This window comes from Ralstonia sp. A12 (genome assembly GCF_000801955.1).
In the GTDB taxonomy this organism is placed as follows: Bacteria; Pseudomonadota; Gammaproteobacteria; order Burkholderiales; family Burkholderiaceae; genus Ralstonia.
In genome coordinates this window covers 125,133-140,779 of record NZ_JSZO01000007.1, presented here as the reverse complement: position 1 = coordinate 140,779, position 15,647 = coordinate 125,133, and the positions used below count along the sequence as shown (strand labels likewise).

General features: G+C 65.4%; 16 protein-coding genes and 1 tRNA gene. 13 read left to right on the top strand and 4 right to left on the bottom strand.

Annotated elements, in window-relative coordinates:
• Window positions 1–11 precede the first annotated feature (11 nt).
• From PI87_RS10785 to PI87_RS10770, 4 genes are all read left to right on the top strand, one after another.
• Window positions 12–1,754, top strand: coding sequence for a glutamine--tRNA ligase/YqeY domain fusion protein (locus PI87_RS10785; RefSeq protein WP_039597702.1), 1,743 nt, complete (start codon window positions 12–14; stop codon window positions 1,752–1,754).
• Window positions 1,755–1,798: 44 nt separating this feature from the next.
• Complete coding sequence (locus tag PI87_RS10780; protein WP_039597701.1) at window positions 1,799–2,362, top strand: YceI family protein; 564 nt, start codon at window positions 1,799–1,801, stop codon at window positions 2,360–2,362.
• 8 nt (window positions 2,363–2,370) lie between these two features.
• Window positions 2,371–2,595 carry an RNA-binding S4 domain-containing protein gene (locus PI87_RS10775; protein ID WP_039597700.1) on the top strand — a complete coding sequence of 75 codons (225 nt, stop codon included), beginning with the start codon at window positions 2,371–2,373 and terminating at the stop codon, window positions 2,593–2,595.
• Between the two features lie 70 nt (window positions 2,596–2,665).
• Window positions 2,666–3,049, top strand: a complete 384-nt coding sequence (locus PI87_RS10770; RefSeq protein ID WP_039597699.1) for an MAPEG family protein — start codon at window positions 2,666–2,668, stop codon at window positions 3,047–3,049.
• Between the two features lie 55 nt (window positions 3,050–3,104).
• On the opposite strand, the gene PI87_RS10765 is transcribed toward PI87_RS10770, so the two are convergent.
• Together PI87_RS10765 and PI87_RS10760 are read right to left on the bottom strand one after the other, a co-directional pair.
• Window positions 3,105–4,436 (bottom strand): DUF3999 domain-containing protein, encoded by a 1,332-nt coding sequence (locus PI87_RS10765; protein WP_039597698.1) that lies wholly within the window; start codon window positions 4,434–4,436, stop codon window positions 3,105–3,107.
• Entirely contained in the window at window positions 4,433–7,270 is a 2,838-nt protein-coding gene (locus PI87_RS10760) for a DUF2339 domain-containing protein (protein WP_039597697.1), read from the bottom strand. The genes PI87_RS10765 and PI87_RS10760 overlap by 4 nt, the downstream gene beginning before the upstream one ends.
• Window positions 7,271–7,494: 224 nt before the next feature.
• Between PI87_RS10760 and PI87_RS10755 the strand changes: the two genes are divergently transcribed.
• The 5 genes from PI87_RS10755 (at window position 7,495) to PI87_RS10735 (ending at window position 10,246) form a co-directional block, all read left to right on the top strand.
• Window positions 7,495–8,046, top strand: a complete 552-nt coding sequence (locus tag PI87_RS10755) for a YaeQ family protein (RefSeq protein ID WP_039597696.1) — start codon at window positions 7,495–7,497, stop codon at window positions 8,044–8,046.
• A 38-nt stretch (window positions 8,047–8,084) separates the two neighbouring features.
• Window positions 8,085–8,435: an FKBP-type peptidyl-prolyl cis-trans isomerase gene (locus PI87_RS10750; protein WP_039597695.1), complete on the top strand. Its 351-nt coding sequence runs from the start codon at window positions 8,085–8,087 to the stop codon at window positions 8,433–8,435.
• Between the two features lie 64 nt (window positions 8,436–8,499).
• Window positions 8,500–8,575: transfer RNA gene (locus PI87_RS10745), tRNA-Cys, on the top strand.
• A gap of 136 nt (window positions 8,576–8,711) precedes the next feature.
• The gene (locus PI87_RS10740) at window positions 8,712–9,440 is read left to right on the top strand and encodes a gamma-glutamylcyclotransferase (RefSeq protein ID WP_039597694.1); all 729 of its coding nucleotides are present in this window, start codon (window positions 8,712–8,714) and stop codon (window positions 9,438–9,440) included.
• Between the two features lie 11 nt (window positions 9,441–9,451).
• Window positions 9,452–10,246 carry an ankyrin repeat domain-containing protein gene (locus PI87_RS10735; protein ID WP_052321482.1) on the top strand — a complete coding sequence of 265 codons (795 nt, stop codon included), beginning with the start codon at window positions 9,452–9,454 and terminating at the stop codon, window positions 10,244–10,246.
• 29 nt (window positions 10,247–10,275) lie between these two features.
• On the opposite strand, the gene PI87_RS10730 is transcribed toward PI87_RS10735, so the two are convergent.
• The gene (locus PI87_RS10730; RefSeq protein WP_039597693.1) at window positions 10,276–11,982 is read right to left on the bottom strand and encodes a long-chain fatty acid--CoA ligase; all 1,707 of its coding nucleotides are present in this window, start codon (window positions 11,980–11,982) and stop codon (window positions 10,276–10,278) included.
• A 198-nt stretch (window positions 11,983–12,180) separates the two neighbouring features.
• Between PI87_RS10730 and trxA the strand changes: the two genes are divergently transcribed.
• From trxA to PI87_RS10710, 4 genes are all read left to right on the top strand, one after another.
• Complete coding sequence (trxA, locus tag PI87_RS10725; protein ID WP_039597692.1) at window positions 12,181–13,026, top strand: thioredoxin; 846 nt, start codon at window positions 12,181–12,183, stop codon at window positions 13,024–13,026.
• 8 nt (window positions 13,027–13,034) lie between these two features.
• Complete coding sequence (locus PI87_RS10720; protein ID WP_039597691.1) at window positions 13,035–13,700, top strand: DsbA family protein; 666 nt, start codon at window positions 13,035–13,037, stop codon at window positions 13,698–13,700.
• Window positions 13,701–13,809: 109 nt separating this feature from the next.
• Window positions 13,810–14,226 carry a bacteriohemerythrin gene (locus PI87_RS10715; RefSeq protein WP_039597902.1) on the top strand — a complete coding sequence of 139 codons (417 nt, stop codon included), beginning with the start codon at window positions 13,810–13,812 and terminating at the stop codon, window positions 14,224–14,226.
• Between the two features lie 100 nt (window positions 14,227–14,326).
• Window positions 14,327–14,650 (top strand): thioredoxin family protein, encoded by a 324-nt coding sequence (locus tag PI87_RS10710; protein ID WP_039597690.1) that lies wholly within the window; start codon window positions 14,327–14,329, stop codon window positions 14,648–14,650.
• A 21-nt stretch (window positions 14,651–14,671) separates the two neighbouring features.
• Here the strand turns inward: PI87_RS10710 and tcdA are convergent, their stop codons facing one another.
• The gene (gene tcdA, locus PI87_RS10705) at window positions 14,672–15,574 is read right to left on the bottom strand and encodes a tRNA cyclic N6-threonylcarbamoyladenosine(37) synthase TcdA (protein ID WP_039597689.1); all 903 of its coding nucleotides are present in this window, start codon (window positions 15,572–15,574) and stop codon (window positions 14,672–14,674) included.
• Window positions 15,575–15,647 lie beyond the last annotated feature (73 nt).

Here is a 15,647-nt window from a genome sequence, read left to right as displayed (position 1 = left end):
CACGCACTCCCATGAGCCAAGACAACGCCACCGGCGCGAACGCCGCGCCCACGTCCAACTTCCTGCGCCAGATCATTGACGGCGACCTCGCACAAGGCACCTACGCCAATCGCAAGGACACCGCCGGCCAGCCGATTCCGCCGGTCGTCACGCGCTTCCCGCCGGAGCCCAACGGCTACCTGCACATCGGCCACGCCAAGAGCATCTGGGTGAACTTCGGCATGGCCAAGGATTACAACGGTCGCTGCCACCTGCGCTTTGACGACACCAACCCCGTCAAGGAAGACACCGAGTACGTCGATTCCATCATCGATGCCGTGCACTGGCTCGGTTATTCGTGGACGGATGCCGACGGCGAGCACCTCCACTACGCCAGCAATTATTTCGAGCAGCTCTACGGCTTTGCCGAAGTGCTGATCCAGCGCGGCGTTGCCTACGTCGACAGCCAAAGCGCCGAGCAGATCGCCGCCAACCGTGGCGACTTCACCAAGCCGGGCACGCCGTCGCCGTTCCGCGACCGCTCGGTGGACGAGAACCTCGCGCTGTTCCGCGACATGCGCGCCGGCAAGTACAAGGACGGCGAACTGGTGCTGCGCGCCAAGATCGACATGGCCGCACCGAACATCGTGATGCGTGATCCGGTGCTGTACCGCATTCGCCATGCGCATCACCACCGCACGGGCGACGCGTGGTGCATCTACCCGATGTACGACTTCACGCACTGCATTTCCGATGCGCTGGAGAACATCACGCATTCGCTGTGCACGCTGGAGTTCGAGAACAACCGCCCGCTGTACGACTGGGTGCTCGACCACCTGCGCGATGCCGGCGCCCTGCCCGCACCGCTGCCGCATCAGTACGAATTCGCACGTCTGCACCTGACCTACGCCATCACCAGCAAGCGCAAGCTGCTGCAACTGGTGACGGAAAAGCGCGTCGACGGCTGGGACGACCCGCGCATGCCGACGCTGGTGGGCATCCGCCGCCGTGGCTACACGCCGGAATCAATCCAGCTCTTCTGCGAGCGTGTGGGCGTATCCAAGGCAGACAGCTGGATCGACATGAGCATCCTGGAAGGCGCCGTGCGCGACGACCTCGATGCGCGTGCGCCGCGTTCGGTGGGCGTGCTGGACCCGGTCAAGCTGATCCTCGACAACGTGCCGGCAGACTTCAACGAGCCGTGCTCCGCGCCCGTGCACCCGAAGCAGCCCGAACTCGGCCGCCGCGAATTCCCGCTCACGCGTGAGCTGTGGATCGAGCGCGAGGACTTTACCGAGACGCCGCCCAAGGGCTACTTCCGCCTGTTCCCGGGCAACAAGGTGCGCCTGCGCTACGGCTACGTGATCGAATGCACCGGCTGCGACAAGGATGCTGACGGCAACGTCACCGCCGTGCACGCCAACATCATCCCCGACACCAAGTCAGGCACGCCGGGCGCGGACAGCGTCAAGGTCAAAGGCAACATCCACTGGGTGAGCGCCGCGCATGCGCTGGAAGCTGAAGTGCGCCTGTACGACCGCCTGTTCAGCGACCCGCAGCCGGACTCGGGCGACAAGAACTTCCTGGATGCGCTCAACCCGAACTCCAAGCAGACCGTCACGGCCTACCTGGAGCCGACGCTGGCAACCGCCAAGGCGGAAGACCGCTTCCAGTTCGAGCGCCACGGCTACTTCGTGGCTGACCGCATCGACTCGCAACCGGGCAAGCCCGTGTTCAACCGCGTGGTCGGCCTGAAGGACAGCTGGGGTAAGTAAGCGCAGGCCCATGGTCGACGTGGGCCTCTGATACAGGAGGTGCTATGCGACCATGGTTTCTAGTGCTGGCGGGCGTGCTGAGCGCACCTGCCTTTGCCTCGCCGTTCACGCCAGACCTGGCACACACCGCCGTCTACTTCGGCACGTCGCACTTCGATCGGTCTACGGTGCGTGGCCGCTTCGACAAGATCGACGGCGCCATCGACTTTGACGAGACAACGCAGCAAGGCGGCATCGACTTCACCATCGATGCAGCGTCCGTCAACACACGTCTGCCGGTGCTGGACGGCGTGCTGAAATCCGAGCAATTCCTGGATGCCGCGCAGTATCCGACCATCCGCCTGCGCAGCGACCGCTTTGTCGTGCAAGACGGCAAGCTCGTCGCCATCGAAGGCAAGCTGACGCTGCGCGGCGTAACGCAGCCCGTGCGACTGGACGTGCGCCGCTTCAACTGCGGCGAGATGAAGATGCCCGGCAGCACGCATCATGTATGCGGTGGTGATTTTCACCTCAGCATCCAGCGCAGCGCCTTCGGCATGACACGGTTCCTGCCTGACGTGGGCGACCGCGTCGACCTCGACATCAGCGTGGAAGCCACGCCGAATTAATCTCTGCTATGCCCAATATCGATTTCGCCCTGAACACTGAATACATCGAGCTGCACAAGCTGCTCAAACTCACCGGCGTGGTCGACAGCGGCGGCGCCGGCAAGGCCGTCGTTGCCGATGGCGGTGTCACCGTCGACGGCCAGCCGGAATCACGCAAGACCGCCAAGATCCGCGCGGGCCAGGTGGTCATGCTGGGCGACATCCGCATCGCTGTACACAGTGCAGAAGGCTAAGCCCCGCTCAGGTGTTTGAATGCGCCCGCCGTGCTAGTGTGCGGGCACTCAATTTTCAAGGAACCTGACCATGCCGATCGCCCTGTGGTGCGTGTTGATTGCCGCCTTGCTGCCCTATGTCTGCATCGGAATCGCTAAAGCCAGCGGACCCAAGCGCGACAATCACAACCCGCGCGAATGGGCCGCCGGCCTGACGGGGCTGGCACGGCGGGCCAACGCTGCCCAGCAAAACCACTTCGAGACGTTCCCGTTCTTTGCCGTGGCGGTATTGGTGGCGATCCTCGGCGGCAGCCCGGTCGACCGAGTCAACTGGCTGGCCATCGGATTCGTTGCCGCGCGGGTGCTGTACACAGTGTGCTATCTGGCTGACTGGGCAGCGGTGCGCTCACTGGTGTGGACAGTGGGGCTCGCCATCGCCATCGCACTGTTCGTGCAACCGGCCTTCGTGCACTGATGCGAGCACGCTTCGGCGTATAAAAAACGGCGCCCCAGCGGCGCCGTTTTGCTTGCTACTGCGATGACCCCGGTGGTGTCGCCGACGTGCGGAACAAGCGCCACGCCATGCCGCCCAGCACAACCACCGCCGCAACGAGCGCACCCCACAGCACCCACTGACGCGTCCTGCCGCCGGGCGGCTCGGCCGTCATTGCGTCGGACGGCGAATCACTCATCGCGCCAAGCTGCGCCGGTGCGATTGCGGGCGAAGCACCCGCCAGCAGATCCGCCCGGGCGATCGGGTTGCCACGCGCCACCTCCCCCACGGCGAGCACAAACGGCACATTGCCGCGCGCCGCGTAGGTGACGGTGGCGGGGCGCCAGCCGATGCTGAGTTGCGGCGCGCCCGAGCCCAGACCACCGCTGCGCGTGTCGACCTGCAGGCGCCAGTAACGCTCGCCGGTGGCAGGCACGCTGATCGCTGCGTTCTCCTGCTCGCCTTGCCCGCCTGCACCCGCTAGGCGGAACAGCCGTGTCGACGTGACTGGCCGCCACTGCGCCTGCGCATCCGCACGCGCATACAGCGTGGCCTGCGCGACGGTATTGGCTTGCGGCAGATGAATCTTCACGCGCTCCACCGGGAACGCACCGCCGGTATCGAATTGGTAGTCACCAGCTGCAGGCGTCTGCACCGGCGTCAAACCGGTGCGCCACTGGATGGCGCTGTCCGCCGGCAACGGTGCCGCACCGGCCGCCAGTTCTGCGCGCACGCTGTCGGGCACGGGTGGCTTGCCCTGCCACGTCAATCGCAGGTATTTCGCACGCAGCCCGGTGAACTCGATGCGATCCTGCACCAGCGTGCTGCCTTGATTGGACAGGCGGAACAGCGTGGCCTGGCTCACTGGGTTCCAGTGCTGCAGGTCATCGCTGGCCTGCACGGTCACGCCGCTTTGGAATTCAGCGGTGGGCAACCCCACCACCAGCGCCGTCAGCGTGTCGTGCAACTGGCTCAGGTCGACCAGCCACGCGCGCGCCAACTCCTGCGTGGGCGGCGCGCCGGTGGCACGCAGCACGCCATCGGCGCCGAGCACGACACCGGCGGCGCCGGGCTTCTGCGCTTCATCGATGGGCGTGGCGAACCAGCGCACATCCTGCAGCGTGCGCGCCTGCGGTGCTGGATCGCGCGGAATCTCGACAGTGAACGGCACAGGTTCACCGTCGCCGTTGAGAACGCGCAAGTCCGTCAGGCCGCTGTCGCCGATGCTGCGCGCATGGGCATACACGTCTTCGCTGAGCGTGACGGCGTAGTACGGCGCACCGGGCGTGCCGGTCAACGCAAAGCGCTCAGCCCAGGCCGGCGCAGACAACAGCGACGCCACAGCCATCGCAAGAACAACCTTCTTCACACAACCTCCTTGGTCTCGGCGTCACCGTGCGTCTTTGCCTTCGGCGGCAGCGGCGACAGATAGCCGATCAACAGCAGCAGCACGCCAATGCCGATGAACGAAACGATGCGCTCCACGCCCGTCACGCGCGACAGGTCGAACAGGAACAGCTTGACCACTGTCACACCCAGCAGCGCCGCGCCCGTAAACCACAACGCACGGCTGGCGCGCCGCGTGGCAAACACCATCACGCCCAGCGCCAGCACAGTCCAGAACATCGACAGCGACGCCTGCACCAGCATCGAGTCGCCCAGGTCGTCCAGGGTGTACGGAATATGTGCCCAGTGGTGCAGCGTGCGCAGCAGCACCGCATTGGCCCAGATGAACAGCGTCGCGCCGACGGCGTAACCAATCACCATCGGCTCGGGCACCAGCTTCTGTAGTGCCACGCGGCGCATCCACAGCGCGATGGCCAGGAAGACCAGCAACTGCGCCACATCCAGCGGGTTGAGGATGGGCAGGTAGAACAGCGGCGCGGCATCGCCATCGCTGGCGGCGCTGACCACGCTCCACAGCCACAGCAGTCCAGCCAGGGGCGCGGCGCCCCACAGCAGGTAGGCGCGCTCGAAACGCGCGATCGGCCAGCGAATGCGCCAGCCGGCGCCGGCCAACAAGGCAAGCAACGCGCCATAGCCGTAGGCCCAGGCGGCAAAGCTCCATGTGCCTTCCGGCACGTAGGCATCCAAGCGCCAGTAGCCTTCGGTGGCCAACATGCCGCAGATCAGCCAGAACAACACCGTATGCAGCGGCGCAAGAATGGTGTCGCCAACGTCTCGCTGCTGACGGTGCAGCAGCACGAAGGCCAGCACGATCGATGCGATCCACACTGCCCCACCCCAACCGGCCAGCGGCGACGGCGCCCAGTGCTCGATCGCCATCAACGCGACCAGTGCAAGCGCGGGCGACAACGCCAGTGCGGGCCACTCCGCCAGCGCCCAATCGAGCTTGCGACGCAGGCCGTGCGCGCCCCATGCAGTCAGCAACGCAAAGGCGGCGTAGAGCGGAAGGTCCGGTCGGTCGACGGCCTTGGTGCCAAGGCGCCATGCATAGCGGTCGATCTCGTCGCCACCACTGCCGAGCCACCACAGCAGCCCCCACACCGAAGCGGCAATGCCCAGCGCGGGCGCCACCTTCAGCCAGTCGTGGGCTTCCGCCTTGCCATGCAGGCGCCAACCGCTGAAGATGCCCGCTGCCGCAATCAGCACCCCGCCGATGTAGTGGCTGTTGAGCACCGGCCACTGCAAAGACGGTGACCATTCAAACAACGCCCCCAACGCAAACGCCACGCCCGCTGCCAACTGCAGCAGCAGCCCGGCCGCTAGCGCCAGGCGGCGCTGCTGGCGCACACTCGCCCACACCACAGCGGCGCCTTCCACCGCCCAGACTGCACTGGTCGTGCGTCCATCAAAGGCCAGCGGAATCGCCAGCGTGATGAAGATCACGCCCAGCGCGAACATCGATTCAAACAGCAGCCCCAGGCGCGCGCGCTTGGGCGCCAGCCATGCGGCAATGCCCAGGTAGAACGCCGCCAGCACTGCGGCACTCCACGCCATCGCAAACGGAATGTGGTGCACCAGCGCAGCCTGCAGGCCCATCGCCACCAGCGGCGTGCCGAACACCAGGGTGCCATCCACGTAATGCTTGAGGCTGACCTGGCGGCGCAGCGCATACAGCAGCGCAATGCCCACGTACATCAGGAAGAACAGGATCAGGAACGGCTCGGTGCTCTTGAGCAACGACGGCTCGTAGCGCAGCGCACCCCAAGCCGTGGCGATACCAAAGGTGAACACAAAGCCCAGCAGATTCAGCGCGCGCCATGCACGGAACCACGCAATGGCGAAGATGCCGGCATTGAGCAGTGCGTAGTAGCTAAACAGCGCCACATGGCTGCCCTGCCCTGTTGAGATCAGGATCGGCGCCAGGAAACCGCCCGCGCTGCCGGTAAAGGCGAGTGCCGGCGCGTTCTGCTTGACGGCCAGCCCGGCCGCCAGCGCGCAGATCAGCACCAGCAGCGGAAACGCCATCCCCGGTGTCAGCAGCGGCACCATGCGTGTCGCCGCAAATACCGTCAGGTACAGCACACCCACCCCGCCGCCCTGGAGCACCAGCGCATAGCCGGGGCGCTTGTCACGCAGGCGCCAGCCAATGCCCAGCAGCACGATGGACCCTACCGCCACGCCCGCCAGGCGAAACTCAACCGGCAGCAGGCTATTGTCGGCCGCGTACTTGAGCAGGAACGCCACGCCGAAGAACAGGATCAGGATGCCGACCCGCACCACGCTGTTGCCGCCTAGCAGCCAGTCGCGCGCAGCGCCAACCGCGCGCTCCACCCAATCGGGCTCGTGCGGCGCCAGGGTGGGTTGAGCAATCGGCGGCGCAACCGGCACCGGCTGCACCACAGCGGGCGCCTCCACGGCCGGCAACGACTCGGCAACGATGGGCTCGGGCACCCGTTCCGGCACCGGCGCCGCCACAGGCTCAACAGTCACCGGCGCGTCCGGCGCAGGCGTTGCAAATGATTGCCCCTTGAGCTCGGCGATCTGGCGACGCAACAGCGCCACCTCGTGCTCCAGCCGCGTCACGCGCTCATTGATCGGCACAGCCACCGGCACCTGCGCCGGCGCACTGCCTTGAGGGGCATCGGGTGCCTTGGCCCATTGCGAGCTGGCCCGCTTGTCCATGACCAGGATCAGTGAAGCCAATCCGACGCCGATCAGCGCACCAAAAAACGCGCCGACCACACCCCCTGAGAAGGCCCCGAACACCAGGCCCACGATTCCGAAAATCCAACGCATCGTTCTGATTGTCCTGTTGGTATTGGAAAACGCGCGCGCATTCCCTGCGCCCTGGGCAACCCGACAACCGCCCAAGATGCGCGCACCGCTTGCGTATACCGCAATCCGGCCCCGATGGGAATGCACCAAAGTACGAAAGCGCTGAACGGCAAGACGACCGCGTCATGATGCCGTGCGACAATGCGCGCTTTGCTGAAAAACCCGCTGTCCGAGTCCTAGTCCGAATGGCCCTCAAATCCACGATCTACAAGGTCGATCTGCAGATCGCCGACATGGATCGCCACTACTACGGCAGCCACGCCCTGACCGTTGCCCGCCACCCAAGCGAGAACGACGAGCGCATGATGGTGCGCGTGCTCGCCTTTGCACGCCACGCCAGTGAAACGCTCGCGTTCACGCGCGGCCTGTCCGAACCCGACGAGCCCGAACTCTGGCAGCGCGACCTGACCGACGCCATTGAACTCTGGATCGACCTCGGCAACCCCGACGACACCCGGGTGCGCAAGGCCAGCAACCGCGCCGAGCAGGTCGCTGTGTATACGTATAGCGGCAATGCCAGTCGCGTATGGTGGCAGCAGATCGAGACCAAGGTTGCGCGCTTTGCCAACCTGTCGGTCTACGAAGTGGCACCCGACACCGTGGCCGCGCTGGCCGCCATGGTGGAACGCACCATGCGTCTGCAAGTCACCATCCAGGACGGCGACATCTGGATCGCCAACGACGCGGACAACGTCCACGTCCAGCTTGAAACGCTCAAGGCCGCACAGGCTGCCTGAGCCCTCTCTCACCCACGCCCCACTCCACGAGGCTCACCATGACCACTACCACCGCAAGCGGCCTGCAATTCGAAGACGTCGTCGTCGGCGACGGCGCTGAAGCCACCGCCGGCAAGTACGTCACCGTGCACTACACCGGCTGGCTGTACGAAAACGGCCAGGCCGGCAAGAAGTTCGACTCCAGCAAGGACCGCAACGACCCGTTCGCCTTCCCGCTGGGCGCCGGCCACGTCATCAAGGGCTGGGACGAAGGCGTGCAGGGCATGAAGGTGGGCGGCACGCGCAAGCTGATCATCCCGGCAGCCCTGGGCTACGGCGCGCGCGGCGCGGGCGGCGTGATCCCCCCGAACGCAACGTTGCTTTTCGAAGTCGATCTGCTGGAAGTCTGATCCTGCGCTAGAATCGCGCCCGGCCTGCGATACGTCATGCGACACATCGCAGGCTCCCTCCCCCGGCGGGGTGGCAGAGTGGTCAATGCTGCGGCTTGCAAAGCCGTATAAGACGGTTCAATTCCGTTCCCCCGCCTCCAGTTTTCCGGCCTCACAGTGTGTACCGTTGCGGCCGCGCCATAGCCAAACGCTTCCCGACCCGCGCAACGCGATATTTCCGGGGCATCGGCCATCCGTCTGCGTGACCACTCGTAACGATTGCTCTATGCTTGCGACATGGCCGTCACCCGAGAGGATCTCGAACAGAACCGGTTGCGCGCCGCCCTGGGTGATTCACCCGTCGCGTCGTCGTTGCTAACCGAGGCTGCGCTGGAAGCGTCGCTCGCATCGACGCTCGCGCGGTTGTCGAGTGCGCCCTGCGAATGCCAGGACGCCTGGGTGTTCGGTTACGGCTCCCTCATCTGGAACCCCATGATCTTCCACACCGAGGCCGCTCCGGCCACGGTGCACGGGTACCACCGCGGCTTCTATCTGTATTCCCGCATCAATCGCGGCACCTGGGACAACCCGGGGCTGGTGCTCGGCCTGGACCGCGGCGGCAGTTGCCGGGGTGTGGCCTTCCGTGTGCCGCGCGCGCATGCCGAACGTGAATTCCGTGTGTTGTGGCGCCGCGAGATGCTGACCGGCGCTTACCAGCCACGCTGGCTGCCCACCGAGATCAACGGTGAACGCGTCTTCGCACTGGCCTTCGTCATGAACCGCACGCATGAAGCCTACGCCGGCCGTCTGCCCGATGAGCGCGTGGTCGGCTGCCTGCGCGAGGCGGTCGGCCTGTATGGGCCGGCACGCGAATACCTGCAACGCACGCTGATCGGCCTGGCCAGCAACGGGCTGCACGATCCGTATCTGGACCGCCTGTGGACACGCCTGCAAGCCACGGACGCAGCCAACGCGCCCGTCGCCGGCGAGCCCACTGAGCTGCCCGACCCTTACCTCAGCGCCTGAGCCCTCCTGCCATGCTCCTCGCCCGTCATCCCGCGCTCAATCAGCTCATCGGCGTCATGCTGGGGCTGGCGCTGGCCGTGGGCGACATGGCCAACGCCTGGCAGGAACAGCATCTGCCGATGCTGCGCGTTGCCACCGGCACGAATGCCAGCGCCAAGGCCACGCCGGGCGCCGCCCCTGTGACACGCCCCGCCCATCACAGCGACCCCGCCACGCGCGACCGCGACCTGATCGCCGCCGCCCAGACGGGCAACACGATGGTCATCCAGACCTTGCTGGCCGACGGCGCCAGCCTCAAGGCCCGCGATGCGGATGGCCGCACCGCACTCATCGCCGCCGTGACGGCACGCCAGGGCGCAGCAGCCCGCCTGCTCATCCAGGCCGGCGCTGACGTCAACATGCAAGACAACGCCCAGAACAGTGCCTTCCTGCTCGCCGCAAGTCAGGGCGATGCGGAAACCGTGCGCCTGGCGCTGTCGCACGGTGCCAACCTGCGCGCCACCAACGCCGAGGGCGATACCGCGCTGATACCGGCTGCGCGCCGTGGCTACGTGGAAGTGGTGAACGAACTGGCGAAAGCCGGCTTGCCGCCCGATGCCACCAACAACCTGGGCCTGACGGCGCTGATCGAGGCCGTGGCCATGGGCGACGGCAGCGACAAGTACGAGAAGATCGTGCAACTCCTGCTCGACGCGGGCGCCGACCCGAATCTGCCCGACCGAGCCGGCGTCACGCCGATGCGGCATGCGCGCCAGCGCGGCTTCCACGGCATCGGCGCGCTCCTCTTCAAGGCACGCGGGCATTGAGAAAGGGGCCACTCGGGCCCCTTCTTCTTTTAGGCGGTTGCCGGTTTCTCGGCCGCCGCGTTCTTGGCGTTTTCCTGCTCCTGCAGCGTGCGCCACATCACCTTGCCCGTGCCGGACTTGGGCAGCGCATCGACAAACTCCACCACGCGCGGGTACTTGTAGGCGGCCATGTTGTCGCGCGCCCAGTTGATGATGTCGTCTTCCGTGGTTTTGCCCTTGGCATGCGCCTTGAGCACCACCACCGCCTTGACCGACTCGCCGCGATACGCGTCGCGCGTGCCGATGATGCAGGCCTCCTGCACGTCGGGGTGCTTGTACAGCAGGCTCTCCACCTCGGCCGGCCAGACCTTGAAGCCCGACGCGTTGATCATGCGTTTCAGGCGGTCGGTGAGGAAGAAGTAGCCGTCTTCATCCATCTTGCCCAGGTCACCCGTGCGGAAGAAGCGCTTGCCCTCGAACTCGATGAAGACCTCGGCAGTGGCCTGCGGCTTGCCCCAGTAGCCCAGGAACACCTGCGGGCCGCTGACGATGATCTCGCCCACCTCGCCAATCGGCAGCTCCTGCAGCGTCTGCGGATCGACGATGCGCGCGTCGGTGTTGAACACGGGAATGCCCAGGCACTGCTGTTTGGCTCGATCCGCCGGATTGCTGTGCGTGGGCGCGATGGTTTCCGACAGGCCGTAGCCTTCCTGGTAAGCCAGGTTGAAGTCCTTCAGCAGGCGCTCGGCCACGGCCTGGGGCATCGCCGCACCGCCGCCACCGATGTAGGCCAGGCTCGACAGGTCGAACTCCGCCAACTGCGGACTCGCCAGGAAGTCGATCACCATGGTCGGGATGTTCGTCCAGTGCGTGATCTTGTAGCGCGAGATCAACCGCCCCGCCACCTCGCGATCCCAGCGCGGCAGCATCACCACCGTGGAACCCATGTAGATCGGCGCGTTCATGCCGTACTGCATGCCAGTCACGTGGAACAGCGGGATGATCGACAGGCTCACGCCTTCCTTGGTCGAGCTCGACCACATCGAGCCGCCCACGACGTTGTGCATGACGGTGCGGTGCGGGTGCATACAGCCCTTGGGGAAGCCTGTGGTGCCCGATGTGTACGGCATCACTGCCAGGTCGTCCGGCCCGGCGGTATGCGGGCCAGGCACGAGGCGCTGGGCGATCACGTCGTTCCAGGCAACGGCACCGGGCTGTGCCGGATGCTCGGCGGTGATCCACGCGGGCGGTGCGTCTTCCGGATATTCGTACGTGGCCGGCAGTGCGTCAGCGTAAGACGTGACCAGCAGATGCTTCGTACGCTGCGCCTCAGGCAGTTCAGCGTTGGACGTCGTCACGTTGACGGCCAGATCCGCGCTGCAGATGACCGTGGCGGCGCCCGCATCGGTGATGTAGTGCTTGAACTCTTCCGGCCGGTTCATCGGGTTGACCGGCACAACCACCGCATCGGCGCGCAGGATGCCGTAGTACGCGGCCATGAACTGCGGGCAGTTCTGCATGTACAGCAGCACGCGGTCGCCCTTCTGCACGCCCGCCACCTGCTGCAGCCAGCCAGCCACGGCCACCGCATCGTCGTGCAGCTCGCGGAAGCTGGTGTGGCGACCGTAGAAGATGATCGCGTCCTTGTCCGGATAGCGTCGCGCAGACACCTCCAGGTTGTACCAAAGGCTCGTTTGCGGCGAGCCGATGTTGTGCGGCATGCGCCGGGGCCAGAACTGGAAGTGCGGTCGTGTCATAGCGTGTCTCCGTTGATCTGTCTGTTGTTTTTACCGGATGGTATCCGAACGATCGTTCTATTTTCAACCGTTGTCAGGACAGGCATTTTTAAGGGCGCAAAAACAGCCTGGAAGCGGCCCCAGGCACCCCCAAGTAGAATGCTCGACACACTGCCGGCAACCGCTGCCGGCCGCACTTTTCCCAGGAGAATCCCGCCGATGAGCGACGTCACCTCGCAGAGTTTCGCGCTAAAAGTGATCGAAACATCTCGTCAAGTCCCGGTACTGGTCGATTTCTGGGCACCGTGGTGCGGGCCCTGCCGCACGCTGGGCCCGATGCTGGAAAAGCTCGAGGCCGAATACGCCGGCAAGTGGAAGCTCGCCAAGGTCAACTCGGACGACAACCCCGAGTTGTCGGCGCACTTCAACGTGCGCAGCATTCCGTACGTGGTGGCCTTTGTGGATGGCAAGCCGGTCGACCAGTTTGTCGGCGTGCTGCCCGAGGGACAGTTGCGCGCGTTCCTCGACCGCGTGATCCCGCAGCCGGCCGATGTGGCCTATCGTGAAGGGTTGGCCGCACGCCAGGCTGGCGAGATCGCCCATGCACGCGAGGCGTTCCAGAACGCGCTGGCGTTTGACCCCGGCTTCGACGCGGCACGCTTCGAGCTGGTGAACCTGCTGCTGGACAGCGGTGATGTGCCCGCCGCGCAGAGCGAATTTGCGCTGCTCTCGCCCAAGGCGCCGCAGGATGAGCGCTACGGCCCGCTGCAAACGCGCCTGAAGGCCACGGAACGCGCCGATGCGCTGCCCGATGCCAATGCCCTGCACGCGCTCATCGAGAACGAACCCAATAACCTGCAAGCCCGCCTGGACCTGGCCGAGCAGTACATCGCGCAGCAAAATTATGAAGCTGCACTCGAACAGCTGATCGCCATCGTCGAGCGCGACCGCACCTTCCGCGACGACGTTGCGCGCAAGACCATGGTGTCGGTGTTCGACATGATGCGTGACACGCCGCAAGCGGTATCGCACTGGCGCCGCCAACTGGCCTCCAAGCTCAACTAGGACACACCATGCGCCTGATCTACGTTGCCGATCCGATGTGCTCGTGGTGCTACGGTTTCGGGCCGCAACTTGCCGATCTGCGCAAGCAGTTGGCCGAGCGGCTTGGTGCACCGGTGCCGGTCACACTCATCACCGGTGGCCTGCGCCCCGGCCAACGCGAGCCGATGGCTGCTGACAAGCGCGACGAGATCCTCCACCACTGGCACGCCGTGGCCGAGCGCAGCGGCATGCCGTTCGACCAGTCGCCCGAGGTGGCCATGCGCCGCGACGGCTTCGTCTACGACACCGAGCCCGCCTGCCGCGCCGTCGTCATGGCGCGCGAAGTGTGGGGCGAGGATGACGAGCGTGTGCTTATCCTCTTCCACGCTGTGCAGCACGCCTTCTATGCCGAGGGGCGCGACACCACGCAGGTCGATGTGCTGCGCGAAGTCGCCGTCGCCAACGGCATCGACGCCGCGCACTTCGACGCCGTGTTCGACACGGAAGCGCTACGCGATGAAACGCGCGAAGACTTCCGCCTCTCGCGCCGCTGGGGCATCAACGGCTTCCCAAGCCTGCTGGTCGAACAGGACAGTACGCTGTACCAGATCGGACGCGGCTACGCGCCAGCAGAGGCGCTCTATGCGCGGGCGGTGGAAGTGATGCAGCAGCATCCCGCAGCGGATGCCGAATAGGCAGTAGGCGGTAGGCAGCCCGACCACGCGATTTGCCCGACATCAAACCAGAACACCGAGGCCGTCACGTAAGCTGACGGCCTTGTCCATCCTGCACATCCCGCCCGCCATGCCCGTGATCGAATGGTCTGAAGCACTCCAGCTTGGAGACGCCGCCACCGACGCCAACCACGCCGAGTTCTGCGCGCTGCTCAATACCGTGGCCGACGCATCGGACGCCGATTTCATTGCTGCCCTCGATGCCTTCATCGCACACACCGAAATCCACTTCGGCGAGGAAAACGCGTGGATGGATGCGGCGGAATTTCCCCCGCGTCATTGCCATCGCGGCGAGCACGACAACGTATTGGCGCTGTGCCGTGAAGTGCGCAAGCGCGCCGCCGCGGGTGAGATGGAATTGGGGCGCCGCCTGGTGGCAGAACTACCCGAGTGGTTTGCCCAGCACGTGGACGTGATGGACCGCATGATGACGACCTATCTGGCGCAGATGGGTCGCCAGATGAGCAACATCGAGCACGTGGGCTGAACACGGGTTGTCGATCGGGTTCAGCCTGCCTAGAGTCAGAGTGGCCTGCTCGCGCGCCTTTGCCGCGCGGGGGCTTCCCCACCTTGGCGAAGGAGTGCCCATGAAGATCGTCAACGATGCCTCGTTTCAGTCAGACGTGATCGACGCCTCGCAAAACAAGCCCGTGGTCGTGTGCTTTGCCGCAGAGTGGAGCCACCCCAGCCAATGCGCGGTGGCCAGCCTGGAGCAGATGGAGTCGAATTACGCCGGGCGCGCCACGTTCGTCACCATGGACTTCGACGAAAACGAGGGCACCGCAGCCAAGTACGGCGTGTCGGTCATGCCAGCCTTCGTGGTTTTTGCCAACAGCCAGCCGCGCGAGGAATGGTCGGGCGTCTACGCTGACAAGATCCGCGAAAAACTGGATCAATTCATCCCGCGATAACGCACGGTAGAGGCGCGCCGTTCAGACGTCGGCGATTGCACGCAGCGCCGCCGACGCCGCCACCATCCCGAACACCGCGGTCACGCACACCGACGAGCCGAAGCCCGCGCAAGCCAGCCCTTGCGGGCCTTGCGACGGCTGCGGTGCGGGCGGGGCGTTGACGACTTCGATCTCCCCTGCCGCCGCCAGATCATCAATGCCGGCGTGGCTCGATTCGACCGGCAGTTCGACAGCACAGGCCTGCTGCTCGGGTTCCGGATAGCGCAGCGGCTCATCCGAGAACACGGCATCGATGCCGAAACGCGACTTGGGATTCTTCGAGAAGCCGTGCTGGCGGCGCAGGTTGCCGCGCACCTTGGCGAGCAGCGGGTCCTGGATCGTGCGCGTGAGATCAGTCACGCGAATGCGCGTCGGGTCGAGTTGCCCGCCTGCTGCACCGCACGTCACCACACGTTTGCCGGTGCGCTGGCAGAAGGCCAGGATGGCGGTCTTCACCTTCACCGCATCGATGGCGTCGATCACGTAGTCGAACGGGTGGCCAAGCAAGGCCTCGACGTTTTCCACGGTCACGAAATCGTCAATGCGGCTGATCTCGGCACGCGGGTTGATCTGCAGGATGCGCTCGGCCATGGCGTCAACCTTGGCCATGCCGTAGGCATCGCCCAACGCGTGGATCTGGCGGTTGGTGTTGGAGACGGCGATGTGGTCGAGGTCGATCAGCGTGAGCTTGCCAACACCGCAGCGTGCCAACGCTTCCGCCACCCACGACCCCACACCGCCGATGCCGATCACGCACACGTGTGCAGCCGCAAAGCGCTCCAGCGCGTTTGGGCCGTACAAGCGTGCAACGCCGCCAAACCGGCGTGCGTATTCGTCATCGAGGATGGGCGGGTGCGCAGGCGCGCTGATTGCTACTTGGCTCATGACACAATTGAATCGGAACTGCGCCGAACTATATATCAATGCGGCGAGTCGGATTTTTACGTGCCAAACAAAT